The following is a 21,123-nucleotide window of genomic DNA, read 5'->3' on the forward strand; positions in this document are numbered from 1 at the left end:
ACCTAGACCACCCTTTTTCCTGTATTATCCTTATCAATATCCCGATGTTCGATTTTAATACCAAATTCTGCTCTTGATTTAAATTTTTCATAAACCGCTTTTGCAACGGTTACGGAACGATGCTTACCACCTGTGCACCCAATGGCAATCACCAGCTGGTTCTTTCCCTCCAGAACGTAGTTGGGAAGAAGAAATTCCAGCATATCATAAAGCTTGTTCAAAAACAGATCAGCGGTTCCATGCTGCATCACATAGTCCCGCACTATTTTTTCTTCCCCTGTCCGGTTTCTCAGCTCCTCCACATAGTAGGGATTAGGCAGAAATCTCACATCAAACACCAGATCAGCATCGGATGGAATTCCATATTTAAAGCCGAAAGAAAGAATGGTAATGAATAGATTCCGGTAAGATTTGTGCTTCATAAATATCTTTTCCAGTTCCTGCCTCAGTTCTTTCGTGAGAAGCTTGCTGGTATCGATGATATAATCCGCCTCTTCCTTTAAGAAAGCAAGCTTCCCACGTTCTTTTATTATTCCGCTGTCAATTCTTCCGCCTGCTGCGAGGGGATGGGCTCTTCTGGTTTCCTTATACCGCTTTATCAGTATTTCATCTCCGGCATCCAGGAAAAGAATCTCAAAAGGCACACGGTTTCTGGACCATTCATCAAAGATCCGGTCTAAAACCGATAAATCTTCCCCGCTTCTGATATCAATCCCCAGGGCGGCGTTCTTAATTCCCTGCGGATTTTTAAGGGTCAGCTCTGCAAATGTCTCGATAAGCGGTATAGGAAGATTATCCACACAATAAAATCCCATATCCTCCAACATCTTGAGCGCCTGTGTTTTCCCCGCACCTGACATGCCTGTCACAATTACAAGCCTCACTGTATACTCCTTTGCTAGTTAAAACTTCCCCAGTGTCTTCACTTCCATCTCAAGCATCACTCCGGAATTTTTGTATACCCTGTTTTTTACCTCTTCGCACAAGGCTATAATATCCGCAGCTGTCGCCTGATCTTTATTGATCACAAATCCGCAGTGCTTTTCTGAAACCTGGGCACCTCCTACGGAAAATCCCCGAAGCCCGGCATCTTCAATCAGCTTCCCGGCATAATGTCCTTCCGGGCGCTTAAAGGTACTTCCTGCACTGGGAAATTCCAGAGGCTGCTTTTCTTTTCTTCTGCGTGCCAGTTCATCCATACGGTTTTTAATAGAAACCGGATCGCCTTCTTTTAAGCGTATGACTGCTTCTGTCACCACATACTGGTTTGGTATAATGCAGCTGGTCCGGTACCCCAGAGAAAGCTCGCAGGCAGGGACTTCTTTGATCTGTCCATCCCCGGTCACAACTCTTACACTGCGCAGAACCTCTTTCATCTCCGAACCATATGCACCGGCATTCATGACTACGGCTCCCCCCAGTGTTCCCGGAATTCCGGCAGCAAACTCAAAGCCTGTCAGTGATGCCTTATATGCTTCCTGTGCAATTCTCGCCAGCAAAAGACCTGCTCCGGCTTTTATCATCCCTGTCTCCTGATTGACATCACAGACATGAAAGCTGTCCATAGAGATAACCACCCCGTCAAAACCCTGATCTCCCACCAGAAGATTACTTCCGTTGCCTAATATGAAATATGGCACTTTTTCCTGCCTGCAGATCTTAATGACTGCAGCAAGCTCGTGTTCATCTCCAGGAGTTACAAAGCAGTCTGCCGGTCCCCCAACCCGGAAAGAGGTATGCCTGCGCATCTCTTCTCCTGCTTTAATATGGTTTTTATCGGCCGCACTAAGAAGTTTTTCATAAATTCCAGTCATCAGACACCTCAATCATCCTGTTTTCTAGATAGGTTTGCCTGTACGCGGTTGTATAATTCCTGTGCCGCGTTGTACCCCATCTTCTTCTGTCTGTAATTGACGGCAGCTGATTCCACAATAATAGCCAGATTACGGCCCGGACGTACAGGAATGGAATGGCATACAACCTGATTGCCTAAAAACTCCGTGTAATTGTCCTCGATTCCCAGTCTGTCGTACTCTTTATCCTTATCCCAGTCTTCCAGCTTAATCACCATATCGATGGACTGGGTGTCCTTTACGCTCTCCACACCGAACAATGTCTTCACATCAATAATTCCGATTCCGCGTAATTCAATAAAATGCCTTGTGATTTCCGGTGCACTTCCAATTAAGGTATCATCACTCACCTTGCGGATCTCAACAACATCATCCGTTACAAGACGGTGTCCTCTTTTAATTAACTCCAGAGCCGCTTCGCTTTTACCGATGCCGCTCTCACCCATAATCAGCACGCCTTCACCGAATACGTCAACTAAAACGCCGTGAATGCTGATGCAGGGAGCCAGCTTCACCTTCAGCCAGCGGATGACCTCTGCCATTAAATCAGAGGTGGTCTTATCTGAAACAAGGCATGGGATTCCATAATGGTTGCAGAGTGCCAGCATATCCTCATCCGGACTCTGACTGCGGCTGTATACCAGGCACGGAATCTGATAGGAGAGCAGCTTGTCGTACATCTCCATCTTTCTTTCATGATTCATCTGGCTGATATATTCCTGCTCTACATATCCGATGATCTGAACCCGTTCATTATCAAAGTGATCAAAAAAACCGGCCAGCTGAAGAGCCGGACGGTTTACATCCGGGTGGCTGAGCACAATTTTCTCCGCATCGATCTCCGGCGTCATATTCCGGAGATTCATTTTTTCAATCAGATCTGTGATTGCTACTCCATGCATGGTGAAATGCTCCTTTTCATCTGTTTTTTTCATACTAACACAGATTTTATGTTTTGAAAAGCTATGGGACTAATTATGAAAGAATTCATACACACTTTTTGCAGAGCGGGAATTCATGCCTTCTGTAGCTTCCAGTTCCTCAAGCGTGGCCTCTCTCACTGCTTCCAGGCCCTTAAATCTGCGCATTAAAGCCTTTCTTCTGCCAGGTCCGATATTAGGAATATCATCGAGTATGGATTTTACCTGCCCTTTGCTTCTTAAACTTCTGTGATATTCTATGGCAAAGCGGTGGGCTTCATCCTGAATCCGTGTGATCAGTTTAAACCCTTCCGAATGCCGGTCAATGGGAATTTCCACATTGTTATAGTAAAGCCCCCTGGTCCGGTGATTGTCATCTTTTACCATACCGCATACGGGAATGGCAAGCCCCAGCTGAGTTAGTGCCTCTAAGGCGATGTTCACCTGCCCTTTTCCTCCATCCATCATGATTAAGTCTGGGAATCGGGTGAAGCTTCCTAATTCTTCTTCCACGCCCTTTTCCCTTAAGCTTTCTGCTTCCTGTAAACCGTGGGAAAACCTTCTGGTCAGGACCTCATTCATGGAAGCGTAATCGTTGGCTCCCTTTACCCACTTAATCTTGAATTTCCTGTAATCATTGCGTTTGGGTCTGCCGTTTTCATACACGATCATGGACCCTACCGACTCAAAACCGCTTATATTGGAAATATCAAATGCCTCAATCCGTTTTACATCAGAAAGCCCCAGCAGACTTCCCACTTCATTCATGGCTCCTACCGTACGAAGTTCCTCCCGCTTGATCTTTTCCTTATCCTGGGAGAGAACCAGAGCCGCATTCTTTTCCGCCAGCTCCATAAGGCGTTCTTTCTGCCCTTTCTTAGGCACCGTAAGTTTTACCTTCTGTCCCCGTTTGGCAGACAGCCATTCCCCGATCACGCCATCTTCCTCAAGCTGGGTCTGCATCCATATCTCTCTTGGTACAAAGGGTGTTCCTGAATAGAACTGTTTCACAAAGCTGGTTAAAATCTGACCATTGTCTTCTGCCGTGGCTACATTTACATGAAAATGTTCTCTTCCGATCAGTTTCCCCTCACGCACAAAAAAGACCTGGACCACAGCATCTTTTTCATCTTTTGCCATGGCGATAATATCCCGGTCTTCCATACCGCTGTCCGTGATCTTCTGTTTTTGGGCGATCTGTTTTACACTGGTTAACAAATCTCTGTATTCAATGGCTTTTTCATAATCCATCTCATCCGATGCAGCCTGCATCTTTTCTTCCAGCATGGTAATGACCGGCGCGTATTTCCCTCCAAGAAAATCAATCACCTGACTGATCGATCTTCCATAATCTTCCTGACTGATATATCCCTGGCAGGGTGCCTGACACTGCTTGATATGATAGTTTAAGCAGGGTCTTTCTTTCCCGATATCTCTGGGCAGATTGCGGCTGCAGGTTCTGATCTGGTACAGCTTGTGGATCAGATCAATGGTATCTTTCACCGCTCCCGCGCTGGTATAGGGACCAAAGTACCTGCTTTTATCCTTCTTCATATCTCTGGAAAACAGAACCCTGGGAAATTCCTCGTACACGGTAACCTTAATGTAAGGATAAGTCTTATCATCCTTTAACATGGTATTATAACGGGGCCGGTGCTCCTTGATTAAATTGCATTCCAGCACAAGCGCTTCCAGTTCTGAGTCTGTTATAATGTATTCAAAACGGGCGATTCTCGACACCATCTGTTCGATCTTTGCCGTCTTATTTCTGCTGCTTTGAAAATACTGCCTGACCCTGTTTTTTAAGCTGATCGCTTTTCCCACATAGATAATTTCGTCCCGCTTATCGTGCATGATATACACTCCAGGCTGGGACGGCAGTTTTTTCAACTCTTCTTCTATATTAAATTCGATGTGGTCCACCTGGTTCGAATCACCTCAATCTTGTTCCGTCGTATTTGATCTGCAGTTCCAGATAACGCTCCACTGCATAATACTTCTCTTCCGGCTCAGAATCCGCTCTTCCGATATCCATAATCTCACAGATCGCAAGAAGCTCTTCCGCCGTAAATTTGTCTTTTAAGGTCTTTAACACCTCTAACTTATCATAATACGTCTCTGCGTCAAGAAATGCAAGCAGATTTTTATTGGGTCCGTCATGTTCTTCTTTCGTTGTCTCTTCTTTCTGCTCTCCATCCGGCTGGTTTACATCACTGGCTGCCGTTAAGTCAACCCGTTCAAACCGGTATTTTTGAACAACATCCGGGTATTTTTCATGATCCACCTCGCTGGTGAACATGGAGAGAGGACGTACATAAACATCAAAGGTTCCGTACAGAGCCTGATATACCACCATCTTTTCTCTGGTTTCGGAATGAGTGGCAACCGCTGTCACCTGATACATCTTATCCTTAAAATGTCTGTAGAATTCTCCTGGTTTTGGTATTCTCTCCATCGCTTTCCTCACTTTTCATTTCAGGAACCGCCTGTAGTCACGATCACGACTGGAGGCTTACTCCTTTTTTTGCTTTTCTCCAAAGCTTCCCCGGTCCGGGATTCCTGTGTAGCTGTCTCTTCTGCCGCAACCGATCCTTCCAGACTCTTCTCTGCCTGACTCTCAGCTTTGTCCGGAACCGGTTTTGTCTCAACCGCTGGTTTTGTCTCTGCCGCCGCTTTTGTCTCAACCGCGGTTTTTGCCTCAGCTGCTGCTTCAGCTTCTGCCGCCGCTTTTGATTCTTCTTTAGATGCTCTCAACTGGGCTATTTTCTCCGCTTCCTCTTTCGCATCTTCCTCTGACAGCAGGGCATCCCAGGTGTACCGGTTGGAAGCACTCCAAAGAATCCACTCGTCATAACCAGCATCGTAAACAGCCTTTATCTGGTCTCTTATTTCCTTCTTCCCGTATGATATGTGATGCTTCAGATAAGAGGCCGTGAAGTCCTGAAGCCACGGCCGGACAATCGCCTGGCCTTCGCCTTCCCTGCGGGTCTTATCCAGATCAGCCTTAGAAAGATTCAGCGCTGCCAGGATGGTATCATATGGTTTCATATCCGGATGGTCAATACCGAAATTGCCGTCACCATAATGGGATGGATAAATCATGGGGCAGATATAATCAAGATGGTCTGTCATATCACTGTAAACCTGTCCTACCGCCTGGGCATCCACATTACTTCCGATGATGGTTCCGAACACATCGGCAGAAACCGTGATATTCCGGGCAGAGAGTTTCTCATAGGCATATTGAATAAACTCTGTAATAATATCTGTTTTTGAACGTCCCTTTGTCACTTTTTCGTCAAAGGCCACCTGCTTCATGGAGCTGTCTGTGGAAAACCGGATATAGTCAAACTGAACTTCATCAAAGCCGGCCTCAGATGCGGCTTCTCCCACCTCAACCAGGTAATCCCAGACCTCAGGGCAGTAGGGGTTAACCCAGGCAAGACCCTGATTATCTCTGTGCAGGCTTCCATCCTTATTCTTCAGACTCCACTCCGGCTTCTGTTCCGCCAGGTAGGGATCCCGGAACGCAACCACCCTGGCAATGGTATAGATTCCTCTTTCTTTTAACCGGGCCATCATAGCCGGCATGTCACGGATATACTTTTTCTCCGCACCGATTTCCTTCACTGTGGGAGCCTCGTCCATTGCAAATGTAATTCTGCCGTCATCGTTCTTTACGTCTATCACGACAGCGTTGATTTCCGTGCCCTTAATCTTGTCAAGGATGTCCTGAAAGCCCTCCGATCCCGCCATATATCCTGAGATATAGATTCCTTTTACTTTAACCGGCTTTTTCTGTGGGAGCACTGATGTCTCCATCGTCTCTGCCTGTATCTCTGGCTGGGTGCTATCACTGGAATCTTCCGCCACCCCATCACTGGACTGACCGGTTTCTATTGTCTCGGGTATTTCTTTGTATCTGCCGCATCCGGCTGCTACTAATGAGCATACAATTACTGCTAAAAGCCATCGTTTCATCATTTATCTTTCTCTTTCTCTATGGTTTTCAGTGTCTCATTGTAATAATTATTTAATATTTTACCACATTTTGTAAAATATTCCAAATAAAAATTTAATATCCCGGATGCAGCAGTATGTTTTATCTTTTAATAACCAGTTATTTCATAGACCGGATATTCCCGGTCCCGATGATATCCAAGCTTTTCGGCAAGTGCCGCAGAACCCGGATTGTGGGCGTCCCAGCTGGGGTAAAGTCCTCTGTCTAAACATTCCAGTATAAGCTTAGCTCCACAGGAATATGCCAGCCCCTTCCGCCTGTATTCTTTCTTTGTATCAATCTCAATCTCGATTCCACCATGATAAACCGTATAGGAGGATGCACCGGCAACTACCTCTCCATTTAAAAGAACGGCGGCTCCGATTCCCCTTTTTCTGTAATCTTCATAGTCTGCAAACTGGGAACATAAATCTCTGGACCAGGCATTATCCATCACCTGTCTGTAAATTCCCTCGTCAAACATGCGAAGGATAAATGGAGGTGATAGGCTCTCTGCTGCCCTGTTTAACAGCTCTCTGTCAAAAACAGCCGGTTCTTTCTTTATCGCATAACGGCTCCTTCGGCTGGCGGAGGACTTCCAGACCTTCTCAATGGCTTGTGCCCATGCTTCATTTTCAGGAACCATAATGATAAAATCAGATTTTCTTCCTGATGGTTTATTTGTTATTAATTCTGGATCCGGCACTCCTGAAAAAAAGCAGAAATCTCCAATTACCAGCTGAGCGGAGCGTGGATTCTTCTGCCGGTCGGCGAAGGCCCTTCCCATGACATTTTGCAGACAGGACCAGATGAGAGTTTCTTCCCAGCCAGCAAATAATGGCTGTAAAATGGATTTATCTTCAATTTCAATTATTCCCATGTTCTCTCCTGTTCCTTATGACTTCTGCCTGCAGATACATGCCAGCTCGTGGTCATTGACCACTCCCACAGCCTGAAGATAGGAATAGATGGTTACAGATCCCACAAATGACATGCCTCTTTTTTTCATATCCTTTGATATCCGGTCAGACAGTTCTGTTTTTACAGAAAAATTATCATCCTGGTTCACAATGATTTTCCCGTCTGTAAATCCCCATAAATAGTTTGAAAATGATCCGAATTCCTTTTGTATTTCCATAAAGATACGGGTATTTTTTACGGCAGCCTCGACTTTTCTTCTGTTTCTGATAATGCCTGGGTTCTCCATCAGTTCATTTAACTTCTCTTCTTTGTATGCAGAAACCTTTTCCGGATTAAATCCGTCAAAGGCCTCCCGGAATGCTTCCCGCTTTTTTAACACGGTAATCCAGGAAAGCCCTGCCTGAAAGGTTTCTAACAGAAACATCTCATACAGTTTCTGATCGTCGTAAACAGGGACTCCCCATTCCTCATCATGATATTTCACGTAGACGGGTGATGATTCATCCACCCAAAAGCAGCGTTTCTTTTCCATTATCTGGCAAGCACCTCCGGCCCTTCCTCTGTAATTAAAACGGTATACTCCCACTGTGCCGACAAACTTCCATCCTTTGTATAGATGGTCCATCCATCGGTGTCATCCTGCACAACATCGGCCTTTCCTGCGTTAACCATAGGCTCAATGGTAAAAATCATTCCAGGAACTAAAAGCATATCCGTACCTCTTGTTCCGATATGGCTGACCCATGGCTCCTCATGAAATTCCACTCCTACCCCATGACCGCCGATCTCTCTCACCACCGTAAAGCCATTGGCATAGATATATTCGGAAATCACCGCTCCGATATCTCCCAAATGTCCCCATGCTCTGGCTTCTTTTAATGCCAGATCCACGCTTTCTTTTGTAACGCGGACCAGTTTTTCGGCTTCCGGAGATACATTTCCCATACAGTACATTCTGGAGGCATCTGCATAATAGCCGTCTAAAATGGTGGTTACGTCCACGTTAATAATGTCGCCTTCTTTTAAAATCCGTTTTGGATCAGGGATTCCATGGCAGACCACCTCATTAATGGAGGTACAGACGCTTTTGGGATATCCTTCAAAGTTAAGGGGCGCTGGAATTCCGCCCAGACGTATGGTAGATTCGTGGACCAGGGTATTTAAATCCTCGGTACTGATTCCGGGACCAATCTTCTCTCCTACCAGATCAAGAATCTGATTGTTAACCACACCTGCACGGCGTATTCCTTCAATCTGGGCCGGTGTCTTAATCATAGAGTGATTTGGCACCTCCTCCCCCATGATTTCGTAGTTCTCAAGTTTTCTGTCAAACTCCAGATGACAGGCTTTATATTTCTTTCCGCTGCCGCACCAGCACGGGTCGTTTCTTCCTATTTTAAACATGATTCTCCTCCTTCTTACTACAACGTTTTAACACGTTTAAAGCGTGTTGTAAAGACTTTCCAGCAAATATGGACAGATAAAAGCCATGGCATTTTCCAGGGTTCTATGTTACAATCGATAGTATTGTGAATATGAACATGCCACGGAGGGACAAATGAAACCAGGATTTGATAACAACAAATATTTAACCATGCAGTCAGAGCATATCAAGGAGCGGATCAGCCAGTTCGGGGACAAGCTCTATCTGGAATTCGGGGGTAAACTCTTTGACGATTACCACGCTTCCAGAGTGCTTCCGGGTTTTGAGCCGGACAGCAAGCTTCGCATGCTGATGCAGCTTGCTGATCAGGCTGAGATCGTAATTGCCATCAGCGCAGCTGACATTGAAAAGAATAAGATCCGCCATGATCTCGGGATCACATATGATGTGGATGTATTCCGTCTCATACAGTCCTTTACCGATAAGGGACTATATGTGGGAAGTGTTGTTATTACTCAGTATTCCGGTCAGAAAGCAGCCGACGTTTTCAAAGGAAAGCTGGAATCCCTGGGAATTAAAGTATACCGTCATTTTATTATTGACGGATATCCCGCTAACATTCCCTTCATCGTCAGTGATGAGGGTTATGGAAGAAATGATTATATAGAAACTTCCAGACCGCTGGTAATCATCACCGCGCCGGGACCTGGCAGCGGAAAGATGGCAACCTGCTTATCACAGCTTTATCACGAGAACAAGCGGGGAATCAAAGCCGGGTATGCCAAATTTGAGACCTTCCCCATCTGGAATATTCCACTAAAGCATCCGGTGAATCTGGCATACGAAGCTGCTACTGCCGATTTAAATGATGTGAATATGATCGACCCCTTCCATTTGGAAGCTTATGGAGAAACTACGGTAAATTATAACCGGGATGTGGAAATTTTCCCGGTATTAAGCGCTATCTTTGAAGGAATCTACGGAGAATGCCCATACAAATCACCTACTGATATGGGTGTGAATATGGCAGGCCACTGTATCGTGGACGACGAGATCTGCAGGGAAGCCTCCCGTCAGGAAATCATCAGACGGTATTATCAGGCTTTGTCCCGTCTGGCGAAAGACATGGGATCTAAAGATGAGGTATATAAAATCGAGCTTTTGATGAAGCAGGCCAAAATTAACACGGAAAAGAGAAAACCCGTAGGTGCCGCCAATGAACTTGCGAAGAATAACGGATCGCCTGCCGCTGCACTTTTACTGGATGACGGTACCATTGTGACAGGAAAAACCACCCATTTACTGGGAGCCTCTGCAGCACTTTTGTTAAATGCTGTAAAGATGCTGGGTAATATTCCTCACGATGTTCATTTGATTTCTCCATCTGCCATTGAACCGATTCAAAAACTAAAGGTAATGTATTTAGGAAGCAGAAACCCAAGGCTTCACACAGATGAGGTCCTGATTGCGCTGTCCGCTTCTGCAGCGACTGATGTCAATGCACAGACCGCACTGGAGCAGCTTCCTAAATTAAAAGGAACCGATGCCCACACATCTGTCCTGCTTTCTGATGTGGATGTGAAAACCTTTAAAAATTTAGGAATCCATCTGACTAGCGAACCAATCTATGAGCAGAAGAAAATTTATCATTAATGCATAATAATGGAGCTGCTGTTTCAGTAGAATATACTTTTACAGCAGCTCCGTTTTACTACTTTGCTCTTCGACTCTTATCTCTCTTCTCTGCGCTTATGACTGATTGCCAGATAAGCCGCCAATAAGATTCCAGATAGAATTGCTGCAATGCCCTGTATAGGCGCCCTGTCACCAGTCTTTGGGAGCCCGGCTAATGGGATGTTACCGTCATCGATGAGTACCAGGTTTGTTTTTTCCGGCAGGTTTGCTAACGGAACTGGTGCTGGCTCGATGATAACGGTTGTGTCACCAGGTCCTCCGGGTACGCGGGTGCCTGTTGCTCTTGGCCCCCCGCCGGAACTGCTTCCGCTGCTTCCGCTGCTTCCACTGCTTCCACCACTTCCGTTGTATCTCCACAACGCGGAATAAACTACGTTTTCTGTTACTGTCTTGTCAATTTCTTTATTCCATCCAATAAAACTGTAGTTTCCGGTTGCTGTGGTCTGCCCGGCAAATGCAGGAACCGCATCACCATAACTGAGTCCTGTATTTGTCTGTGCTTTAAATGAACCATGCTGGCCAGGATTATAGGTAACCATAAACTGCTGCTTAAAGTAAACCCTGAGTACCATACCGCCATCACCAGCTACTTTCGCCTCAAACACATTGGCCGCATTTGAATCAAGAATATATCCGCTAGAAGCTGTCTTATCAGAATCTGTTACAGCTGCTAAGGCATCTGTTGTTCCTGCTCTCAATGAAGAGCTATTGGGTTGTGCCGGATAGTTTCCTTTACTTTCGTAATAGAATTCCACCGTATATTTGGTGCTGTTTGAAGAAATCCATTGTGCTACATAAGTGATGTCTGCTGTGACAGCAGGTTCAGGTTTTGGACTCCAGCCTGCAAATTCATATCCCGGTTTTCCTGTAGGCGTCCCGTCAAACCGGGGAGTCTCTGTGTTATAATCCAGGCCTTTTACTTTCTGAATCTTAAAGGTTCCCTGGGTTCCAGGATCATAAGTTACTGCGAACTGCTGTTTAAAGTAAGCCTTAAGCACCAGGCTTCCGTCTCCGGCTACCGTTCCACTCAATATATTATCTTTTGCTGCTTCATCAAATACATATCCTGGTTTCTTTATTTCTCTGTCTTTTGCTGTCACTTCAGATACAGAATCCGTGTAACCAATTCTGGTATACGAATATGCCGGCTCCTCAGTATATTCACCATTTACCTGATAATACAAGTTTACAATATAGTTAACCTGCACCGGTTCATAATAAACATTTATTACATTGTATTTACTGGTGATAGCTGTCGGTAATTCTGGATTGTATGGTGTATCTGACAATTTATAGCCGGTCTTTGCTTTTAATGGTACTTCACTTACAGTCGGCTCAGCAACCAATACCTTTAAATTTTCCTCTGCCAAACTGTCCTCAATATTATTATAGAAATATTTAATTGTGTAATTAAGTGTCTGATCCTCATCTATTTCGTAATAAACCACCTGCTCATTCGGACTATCAGACGTGATTATCATGCTGGTCGGCTGTGCCGCCATCACCTTATAGCCGGTTTCTGTCTTATCCGCATTACTCCAGGTGACTTCTCCCACCGGGGCACTTCCTGTCAGCGGACTGAGACCTGGTACCGCAGTTGTGGTATCTTTGATATAGTAGTTCACCGTGTAGTCGAATTTCTGCGTTTCATCTATCTCATAATATACCGCCTGCACGTTCGGACCAGCTGACGTGATTATCATGCTGGTCGGCTGTGCCGCCATCACCATATAGCCGGTTTCTGTCTTATCTGCATTGCTCCAGGTGACTTCTCCCACCGGGGCGCTTCCTGTCAGCGGACTAAGACCTGGTACCGCAGTTGTGGTATCTTTGATATAGTAGTTCACCGTGTAGTCAAACTTCTGTGTTTCATCAATCTCATAATATACCGTCTGCTTGTTTGGTCCAGCTGCCGTGATTGTCATGCTTGTCGGCTGTGCTGCCAACACCTTATAGCCAGTTTCTGTCTTATCCGCATTGCTCCAGGTGACTTCTCCTACCGGGGCACTTCCTGTCAGCGGACTAAGACCTGGTACCGCAGTTGTGGTATCTTTGATATAGAAGTTCACCGTGTAGTCAAACTTCTGTGTTTCATCAATCTCATAATATACCGTCTGCTTGTTTGGTCCAGCTGCCGTGATTGTCATGCTTGTCGGCTGTGCTGCCAACACCTTATAGCCGGTTTCTGTCTTATCTGCATTGCTCCAGGTGACTTCTCCTACCGGGGCACTTCCTGTCAGCGGACTAAGACCTGGTACCGCAGTTGTGGTATCTTTGATATAGTAGTTCACCGTGTAGTCGAACTTCTGCGTTTCATCTATCTCATAATATACCACCTGCTCGTTCGGACCAGCTGCCGTGATTGTCATGCTTGTCGGCTGTGCCGCCATTAGCTTGTAACCAGTTGCGGTCTTTGGCTCATTCATCCAGGTGAAGGTTCCGACCGGTGCACTTCCTGTTAACGGCGTAAGACCTGGTACTGCAGTCTTGGTCCCTTTGATATAGTAATTTACCGTATAGTCAAACTTCTGCGTTTCATCAATTTCATAATACACTATCTTAGTATTAGGACCTGCAGCTGTGATAATCATACTTGTCGGCTGTCCGGTCATCAGTTTATAGCCAGTTTTGGTCTTCTGGACATTATTCCAGGTAAATTCCCCTACCGGTTCACTTCCTGCCAGAGCTTTAAGACCTGGTACTGGAGCTGTGGTTCCCATAATATAATAATTCACGGTATAATTAAACTTCTGCTTTTTATCAATCTCATAGAATACCGTCTTCTCGTTGGAACCGTCCGCTGTGATTATCATGCTGGTCGGCTGTGCCGCCATCAATTTGTATCCGGTTCTTGTCTTTGGCTCATTCTTCCAGGTAAATTCCCCTACCGGTTCACTTCCTGCCAGAGCCTTAAGACCTGGTACCGCAGTTGTGGTCCCCTTGATATAATAATTTACTTTATAGTCAAACTTTTGTGTATCATCAATTTCATAATACACTATTTTTGTATTGGGGCCTGCAGCTGTGATTGTCATACTCGTCGGCTGTGCCGCCATCAATTTGTAGCCGGTTGTTGTCTTTGGCTCATTCATCCAGGTAAATGTTCCAACCGGTGCACTTCCTGTCAGTTTCTCAAGGCCTGGTACCACAGTTGTGGTCCCCTTGATATAATAATTTACCTGATAGTTAAACTTCTGCGATTCATCAATCTCATAATATACTGCCTGCACGTTCGGGCCTGATGCTGTAATTGTCATGCTCTCCGGCTGTGAGTCCATCAGTTTGTAGCCGGTTGTTGTCTTTGACTTATTCTTCCAGGTGACTTCACCTATTGGTGCACTTCCTGTCAGAGCCTCAAGACCTGGTACCGCAGCTGTGGTTCCTTTAATATAGAAATTTACTGTATAGTTAAACTTCTGCGTTTTATCAATCTCATAGTATACAGTCTTCATATTGGGACCGTCTGCTGTGATTGTCATACTCTCCGGTTGCGCCGTCATCAGCTTATAGCCGGTTTTAGTCTTTGGCTCATTTTTCCAGGTGAATTCTCCTATTGGTGCACTTCCTGTCAGAGCCTCAAGACCTGGTACTGCGGTTGTGGTCCCTTTGATATAGTAATTCACCGTATATCCAAATTTTTGAGCATTATCCACTACAAACCCGGCATAGAACGTAGTACCATTTACCCAGCCGGAAGCCGGACGTTCCGGTGTAAACTTATTGGTATCAGCTACTGTAACAGTACATGCTGCATCGCTATACCAACCGCTAAGCTTATACCCCGCGTTTGCAGTTGCTTCAGCCCCTTTAGAAACTCCAATATCCGGATTTAAATATTCATTCGAAGGAGATACAGTTCCGCCTCCTACTGCCTGGTACTTAATCTGAACACTGTTTTTTAATCTCCATTGTGCATATAAAGTTACTGTGTTTGCCGATCCGGAATGATTTGCAGCAATAAATTCCTTTGTCAGCCGGAATGAATCTTTAACATGAAACGCTGCTCCTGTTCCATCAGACCGGGTATTCCAACCTTCAAATACATATCCATCTTTCTTTAATGGAAGCCAGGTCCCGCCTTCATACCCTCCTGCATCTGCTACAGTCACATTGCCATTTAAACTATACCCCTGACCATCCGGAGTTAAGCCCCCTGTATTACCATTTCCATCATAGTCAACATAATAGCTCTGTTTATTTCTAATGATGCCATCCACATGCCAGCCTTCCGTTCCGCAAGCTTCTGACTCATATTTTATAACATACCATTCAATATACTCGTTATCTTTTAGATTTTTTGTAATCCAGTCAGCAGTAACTTTATTGAACTTACTTTTTAAATTTGCCTGAACATTTTCTTTTCCAGTCACTGTTATTAAGGGGTTGATATAATTTAATAGATTATCATCACGTCCTATGGTTTTGTACGACTTCCTATTATCTTTATATATAAATTCATAACTGCGATTCGTCTGGTTTCTCGGCTCTGCCGGTAAATCACCGCCATCATTTAATACCGCTACCCATAATCGTCCAGTCGCCCTGCCTCCTGTTTGTGCCCAAACCGCATATAACGTTTTAGTATTAGCAGTCTCGCCTTCATTTATGGAGAACGTATCTGTATAAACTTTATTATACCCTGCATTCCCTTTAGCAGTGATTTTACCTCCGTCCGGAGATTCACTCCAGCCAATAAATTGATAATCAGCTCTCGTTAAGGTGGTGCCGTCTGGTAATTTGATTGAATCGCCTGGTTTTACATTTTGTGAAGATACGGTACCCTGACCACCGTTGGCATCAAACCGCACTGTTACGCCAGCCTCCAGATACCATAAATAGATATCGTTGTCGTCCACATCTATAAAGCCAGATGATGAAGTTCTATATTGTAAAGTATTCCACCATAAATTTGTTACATTTTTGAGTTCTTGAATCACATCACCACTCACGTAATTATTTCCGATTGTAGCTTTTTCAAATGTGTATCCATTTACCTCTGGTGCAATATCTTTTATAGATACAGGATTATTACTTTTAAAAGTTGTATATCGGTTGGCATCTGTCCCAATAGGCTTTGCAGCTCCATTATCGTATTTTACAATATTTAATGGAACAACTTTATCTCCCCAAAAATTATAAAAAACAATAGTATAAGTTGAAAAATGTTCCGCCTCAAATGAAATCTCATTAATGCTTTTACTTTCTTCTACGTTCAATTCTTCTGAAACGGGCTCCACATAAGTCACATCCGCAGCTGTCACTTCTGCCTGTGGTTCTTCCTCCTTAGTCGTGGCGACATATACCACCTCAACCGTATTAGCTTCCTTACTGTGCTCTTCCATTGGAGTACCGGAAAATGTTACCTGTACAGCACCATTCCAGATTTGATCATCCAGTTTGTTGCCGCTGCGGTCAAGAAGATCTATGTTGTAAGATAAGGAACCAATTACTTTTTTCGTCTCACCATCAGCAGCTGCTTTGGCCTCAACCTTTTCTTTCACCACATCCCCAATACCGTTAACAACGACTGCTGACGCTTTCACCCCTCGGGGCAGCACCCCTTCAGGTGCATACAAACGAATAACCGTACCATCATCCATAGTGAGCTCGGAAGAAAACTCCGGATGGTCTCCAGTCTCCGTCATATAGACTTCAACCTCCTGATCATCATAAACTTCTGGAACAGAATACCAAATGGTCTGGGAACTATCGGAATTATCTGTAAAAGAATCGGGCTCAAGTGTTTGTCCATTAGCTGTTACACTTTCAATTGCATATCCAATCTGATTCTTAACGCCAAAGGTCAACTCCTGACCTTCCTCAACACCCCTTGGTCCTTCGATGATCCGGGCACTTGCTTCAGGATTGATTGTATATGAAATCTTATATCCTTCATAATCATCTAACGCTTTTAATTGATTGATTGTTGCCGTATAAACCTTGGCTGCAGAGCAATATCCCATTCCAACCAAATCGGCTGTTCCTGCTGGAGAAGCCTTTGTTTCTGTTTTGGAGGTCTCAGGCACTGGCTTACTCTCTGATGGGGAAGCTGGTTCAGAAACTGTTTCAACTGTACCCCCTGACGTATTCTTACCTGCAGACGCAGACTCACTCTTAGCAGCGGCCTGTGTGGTTTCTGCCTGCGTAGTATCTTCCTGTACCGTTTCCGCCTGTGCCGTTTCAACCTGCGTTTCCGCTTCCGTTACTGTTTCTTTTAAAGTCTCTTTCTCTTTGGGTTTTTCCTCATTCATAGGATCAACAGCAGCCGTCTCTTCAATAATTTCTGCTGTCTGCGTTACCTCACCATTCTCATTGGCAGCAACTACCGGTGTATTGTGACGGATAATGGAAGCCACTGGCTGGGAAGTTTCATTCTCAGGAACCGCAAGTTCTTCCGACTCGACTGCCTCCTCAGCTGTTTCCTCTGCAGGAACCTGTGTCTGGCTTTCTTCCGGAACGACTGTAGTCTCATCGGACATTTCTTCCGGGGTCTCCTCCGGTGCCGCTGCGGTTTCCTCCGGTGCTGCTGTGGTTTCCTCCCGTGCTGCTGTAGTTTCCTCCTCAGTCACTGTTTCAACTGGTTTCTCAGCCTCTGCAGGAGTCGCTGTTTCCGGTACCTTTGTTTCTTCGGTTACAGTTGTTTGATCTGGCTTCGTAACAACATTTACATCATCTTTACCAAATGCTGATTCATAACTCCTAACCGTAATCCGTTTAGTCCTTTTAACCTTTTCTGCACCATCATCCAGCCTGGTAATTTCAGTAGCACAGCTAATGGTATCTTCTCCGTTATTTACGTATAAAAAAATAATCTCTTCATCGCCGGTTACCATATACATATCATCAGCATTTTCCGGCATGCGGACAAACACACGCAATTGCGCATCCATACTTTCGCCCTGGGTTTCAGGAAACGCTTCGTATATTTTACCGGACCCAAAGAAGAGTTTCTTAAATTCATCAATTTTTCCATTGGTAAAATCCAGATCCTCTGCTGTTACCTCATCTCCATTGGCAATCGCATCTTCAACGGCACTGATAAGCTGCGATCCGCTCAGTGAGAAAGTAACGGACTCCGACGAACTGGCTGCGAACACTTGATTTGTGTCTGCACCTACATTGGCCAGTACCATGGCCGCAGCAAGCAGAATCGCCAGAACTCGTTTTTGAGCACAGTAAAATGTCCGCGGCAGTATCTTAGCTCCTTTTCTTTTTTTCATACATACACATTTCTCCTCTCATGATTTCCCCCTTAATAAGAATGTAATGTTGTTTACCGGAATAAAACAGCATTTTCTTAATCTGGTATGTTCTAAAAAATATAATTTGTAATATTATATGATAGGAATGTCAAAAATAACCCAACAATGTGCATTGTCCGCTAAATAACTGCCTAATCTTCAAAATAATGTATTCCCAGAGGTGGAAGGCTGGTATTACTACCCCCCCTTATAAACTGTACGAATTCAAACCATTGTAATCATAAGCGGAATAAATAAAAAGTACCCTGATAGTGAAGCACAAACTTTAATTTGTGCCTTTCTATCAAGGTACTTACCTCTTTAATACCGGGGGCCGACTTCTTTAATTTACATTTTCCGAATAGACACGGCTTATGACCATATCCTTAATTCCTTCTTTATCCACTTCCAGCGCTGCTGCCAGTTCCCCATACAACAGATCCTCTGCCTTATTAAAATAGAAATCATCCTTGGCAGTGTTCTTCTTTCCCTCTGCAAGTCTCTTTCTCTTTTTCAAGTACAATGTCTTTACAATCTGCATCCATCCGGTGCATTCACATTTGAGCATGATATCCTTAAAAATCCCTTCCCGCTCTCTTTCATCCAATGCCCAGATTGTCTCAATACTGGGTATATGATCGATGAGATCCATTGCTTCCTCCCTGGTAGCAGCGGCTCTGATGGTTGTTTTTCGGTTATCCACAGGCGTGTAAACGGCACTTTGGTGATCTTCATACAGAGGCTTTAAGGTATAATAGGTTCTCTCATTATCTGCCGCATACATGTATAGATTCCCAATCTCCATTACCTCACAGATTCCGTGGCTGCCAAATACAACTAAATCATTTACCTGAAACATCATTCATTCCTCCTGTCAGAATACCAACACACTGTTACATAAAATAGTATAAGTCTATACTAATAGTGTAACACTTTTAGGGGTGTTTTGTCAGTGTTTTTTGATATTTTACATATTTTCGTGAAAAATACCCAAGGAAACGCGTAACATTATTAGTACATTTTATCTATTTATCAGAAAATAAAACCCCTAAACAAGCTGCAGCTCCATACTGTCAGACAGTTTAGGGGTAGTCCTTCCATGCATTATATTAATTATTCTGTGCCGCCAGCTTGACCGCCGCACTTGCTCCCACGCGGTCGCATCCCGCCTCAATAAAAGCCCTTAGATCTTCCAGTGTCCGTACTCCTCCGGCTGCCTTGATTTTTACATCTGGTCCGATATGCTTTTTAAATAGTTCAATATCCTCAAGAGTCGCACCACCAGTTCCAAATCCGGTGGATGTCTTGATATAATCTGCTCCAGCTGCGGTAACAGCCTTGCACATGGCGATCTTCTCTTCCTCAGTTAAATAGCAGGCTTCTATAATCACCTTTAAAACCTTATCTCCGACAGCTTTTTTAAGCTCTGCAATCTCATCTTCTACTTTTTTGTAATCCCTGTTTTTTACATCACTGATATTGATTACCATATCAACTTCCTGCGCTCCGTCTTCAATGGCTTTTTTCGTCTCCAGTACCTTAGACTCAGTCACAGAATAACCAAGAGGGAAGCCTACGACGGTACAGATTGCAAGGGTTGGAAACTCCTTGTGTACGCGGCTGATATAGCAGGGGGGAATGCATACCGTGGCAGTATTATATTCCACAGCCTCCTTGCACAGTTCTTTTATATCCTCCCATGTGGCAAATGCCTTTAACTGGGTATGGTCTACATATTTTAACATCTCTAAATCGGTCATTGTCTTATCCTTTCTATCCTATGAGGTTCTTCACGCCTTCTCTGGTCACTCTTGCATAAATAAGAGGTTCCGGCTCCGGTCTTGTACCGGCAATGGTAACTGCCTTCACAAATTCCTCTTCTGCGGCGTCAAACAGCTCCTGTCTGGAGGTATAGAGTATGGCAATGGTTTCACCTTCCTCCACTTCCTGCCCCACCTTCTTCTTCAGAGCAATGCCTGCTGTATAATCAATCTGGCTTTCTTTGGTGATTCTTCCTGCCCCCAGCATAGAAGAGGCAATTCCGCACTGTTCGGTGTTCATATGTGCCAGATATCCTTTTCTGACTGCCTTTACTTCCCGTTCAAACGGTGCTTTCGCAAAAAGAGCAGGGTCTAAGATCACAGAGGAATCTCCTCCCTGGGCTTTCACCATGGCTGCCAGACGGTTTAAGGCGCTGCCGTCTGCAATCGCCTTCCTGGCCATAGCCATACATTCCTCCTCCGTTCCCTTACCTGCCAGCCAGAGCATACCGGAGGCCAGATTCAGGCAGACTTCTGTTAAATCTTCCGGTCCGCTGCCCTTTAAGGTCTCTACAGCTTCTATGACCTCCAGGCTGTTGCCGATTAGATTGCCAAGGGGAATGTCCATATTGGTAATGAGAGCCATGGTCTTCTTCCCTGCATGTTCTCCGATTGCCACCATCTTTTCAGCCAGAGTGACAGAGTCTTTAAGGGTCTTCATAAATGCACCGCTTCCGGTTTTCACATCCAAAAGAATACAGTCACTTCCTGCTGCCAGTTTCTTGCTCATAATAGAAGCCGCAATAAGGGGGATACTCTCCACGGTTGCGGTAACATCTCTGAGCGCATACAGCTTTTTATCACCAGGTGCCAGATTACCGGACTGTCCGATCACTGACAATCCGGTGGTATTGACTACCTCAAAGAATTCTTCCTCCGTCAGCGTTGTTCTCATGCCCGGAATGGATTCCAGCTTATCCACTGTTCCGCCTGTATGACCAAGTCCCCTTCCGGACATCTTCGCCACCTTAACACCGCAGGCTGCCACAATGGGAGCCACAACAAGCGTCGTTTTGTCTCCGACTCCTCCGGTGGAATGTTTATCCACCTTAATGCCTTCAATGGGAGTTAAATCCACCATGTCGCCGGAATGGGCCACTGCATCTGTAAGGACTGCAGTTTCTGTATCGCTCATTCCTTTAAAATAAATTGCCATCAGCATGGCAGACATCTGATAATCCGGGATTTCTCCCCTGACATAGCCGTCAATCATGGAACGGATTTCTCCCTCTGTCAGGGTCTCTCCGTTTCGTTTTTTAGCAATTAAATCATACATCCTCATATTTCAT

Annotated in this window: 14 protein-coding genes; 1 reads left to right on the forward strand and 13 read right to left on the reverse strand. The window is 44.8% G+C overall.

Annotation, left to right across the window (positions count from 1 at the left end):
* Positions 1-2: 2 nt before the first annotated feature.
* The 9 genes from rapZ to CRO04_RS03030 all read right to left on the reverse strand — a co-directional run bounded on the left by rapZ (position 3) and on the right by CRO04_RS03030 (position 9,098).
* On the reverse strand, positions 3-884 hold the full coding sequence (rapZ, locus tag CRO04_RS02990) for an RNase adapter RapZ (protein ID WP_097002752.1): 882 nt from the start codon (positions 882-884) through the stop codon (positions 3-5).
* An 18-nt stretch (positions 885-902) separates the two neighbouring features.
* The gene (gene murB, locus CRO04_RS02995) at positions 903-1,814 is read right to left on the reverse strand and encodes a UDP-N-acetylmuramate dehydrogenase (RefSeq protein WP_097002753.1); all 912 of its coding nucleotides are present in this window, start codon (positions 1,812-1,814) and stop codon (positions 903-905) included.
* A gap of 8 nt (positions 1,815-1,822) precedes the next feature.
* A complete protein-coding gene (hprK, locus tag CRO04_RS03000; RefSeq protein ID WP_097002754.1) occupies positions 1,823-2,755 on the reverse strand; it encodes an HPr(Ser) kinase/phosphatase in 933 nt (310 codons plus the stop codon).
* Positions 2,756-2,824: 69 nt separating this feature from the next.
* Entirely contained in the window at positions 2,825-4,696 is a 1,872-nt protein-coding gene (gene uvrC, locus CRO04_RS03005) for an excinuclease ABC subunit UvrC (RefSeq protein WP_097002755.1), read from the reverse strand.
* 10 nt (positions 4,697-4,706) lie between these two features.
* The gene (locus CRO04_RS03010) at positions 4,707-5,228 is read right to left on the reverse strand and encodes a DUF1653 domain-containing protein (RefSeq protein ID WP_097002756.1); all 522 of its coding nucleotides are present in this window, start codon (positions 5,226-5,228) and stop codon (positions 4,707-4,709) included.
* A 20-nt stretch (positions 5,229-5,248) separates the two neighbouring features.
* Positions 5,249-6,754: a putative glycoside hydrolase gene (locus tag CRO04_RS03015; RefSeq protein WP_097003084.1), complete on the reverse strand. Its 1,506-nt coding sequence runs from the start codon at positions 6,752-6,754 to the stop codon at positions 5,249-5,251.
* Positions 6,755-6,882: 128 nt separating this feature from the next.
* Positions 6,883-7,653, reverse strand: a complete 771-nt coding sequence (locus CRO04_RS03020) for a GNAT family N-acetyltransferase (RefSeq protein ID WP_097002757.1) — start codon at positions 7,651-7,653, stop codon at positions 6,883-6,885.
* Between the two features lie 15 nt (positions 7,654-7,668).
* Positions 7,669-8,226 carry a DNA-3-methyladenine glycosylase I gene (locus CRO04_RS03025; protein ID WP_097002758.1) on the reverse strand — a complete coding sequence of 186 codons (558 nt, stop codon included), beginning with the start codon at positions 8,224-8,226 and terminating at the stop codon, positions 7,669-7,671.
* Entirely contained in the window at positions 8,226-9,098 is an 873-nt protein-coding gene (locus tag CRO04_RS03030; RefSeq protein ID WP_097002759.1) for a methionyl aminopeptidase, read from the reverse strand. Before CRO04_RS03030 ends, CRO04_RS03025 begins: the two co-directional genes overlap by 1 nt.
* Positions 9,099-9,252: 154 nt before the next feature.
* Between CRO04_RS03030 and CRO04_RS03035 the strand changes: the two genes are divergently transcribed.
* A complete protein-coding gene (locus CRO04_RS03035; RefSeq protein WP_097002760.1) occupies positions 9,253-10,731 on the forward strand; it encodes a DUF1846 domain-containing protein in 1,479 nt (492 codons plus the stop codon).
* A gap of 77 nt (positions 10,732-10,808) precedes the next feature.
* On the opposite strand, the gene CRO04_RS03040 is transcribed toward CRO04_RS03035, so the two are convergent.
* The 4 genes from CRO04_RS03040 to CRO04_RS03055 all read right to left on the reverse strand — a co-directional run bounded on the left by CRO04_RS03040 (position 10,809) and on the right by CRO04_RS03055 (position 21,116).
* Complete coding sequence (locus CRO04_RS03040) at positions 10,809-17,993, reverse strand: doubled motif LPXTG anchor domain-containing protein (protein WP_097002761.1); 7,185 nt, start codon at positions 17,991-17,993, stop codon at positions 10,809-10,811.
* 364 nt (positions 17,994-18,357) lie between these two features.
* Complete coding sequence (locus CRO04_RS03045; RefSeq protein WP_242974324.1) at positions 18,358-18,876, reverse strand: CarD family transcriptional regulator; 519 nt, start codon at positions 18,874-18,876, stop codon at positions 18,358-18,360.
* A gap of 247 nt (positions 18,877-19,123) precedes the next feature.
* On the reverse strand, positions 19,124-19,774 hold the full coding sequence (gene deoC / locus CRO04_RS03050) for a deoxyribose-phosphate aldolase (RefSeq protein WP_097002763.1): 651 nt from the start codon (positions 19,772-19,774) through the stop codon (positions 19,124-19,126).
* Positions 19,775-19,787: 13 nt separating this feature from the next.
* Entirely contained in the window at positions 19,788-21,116 is a 1,329-nt protein-coding gene (locus CRO04_RS03055; RefSeq protein WP_097002764.1) for a pyrimidine-nucleoside phosphorylase, read from the reverse strand.
* Positions 21,117-21,123 lie beyond the last annotated feature (7 nt).

Source organism: Lacrimispora amygdalina (assembly GCF_900205965.1).
GTDB classification, from domain to species: domain Bacteria; phylum Bacillota; class Clostridia; order Lachnospirales; family Lachnospiraceae; genus Lacrimispora; species Lacrimispora amygdalina_A.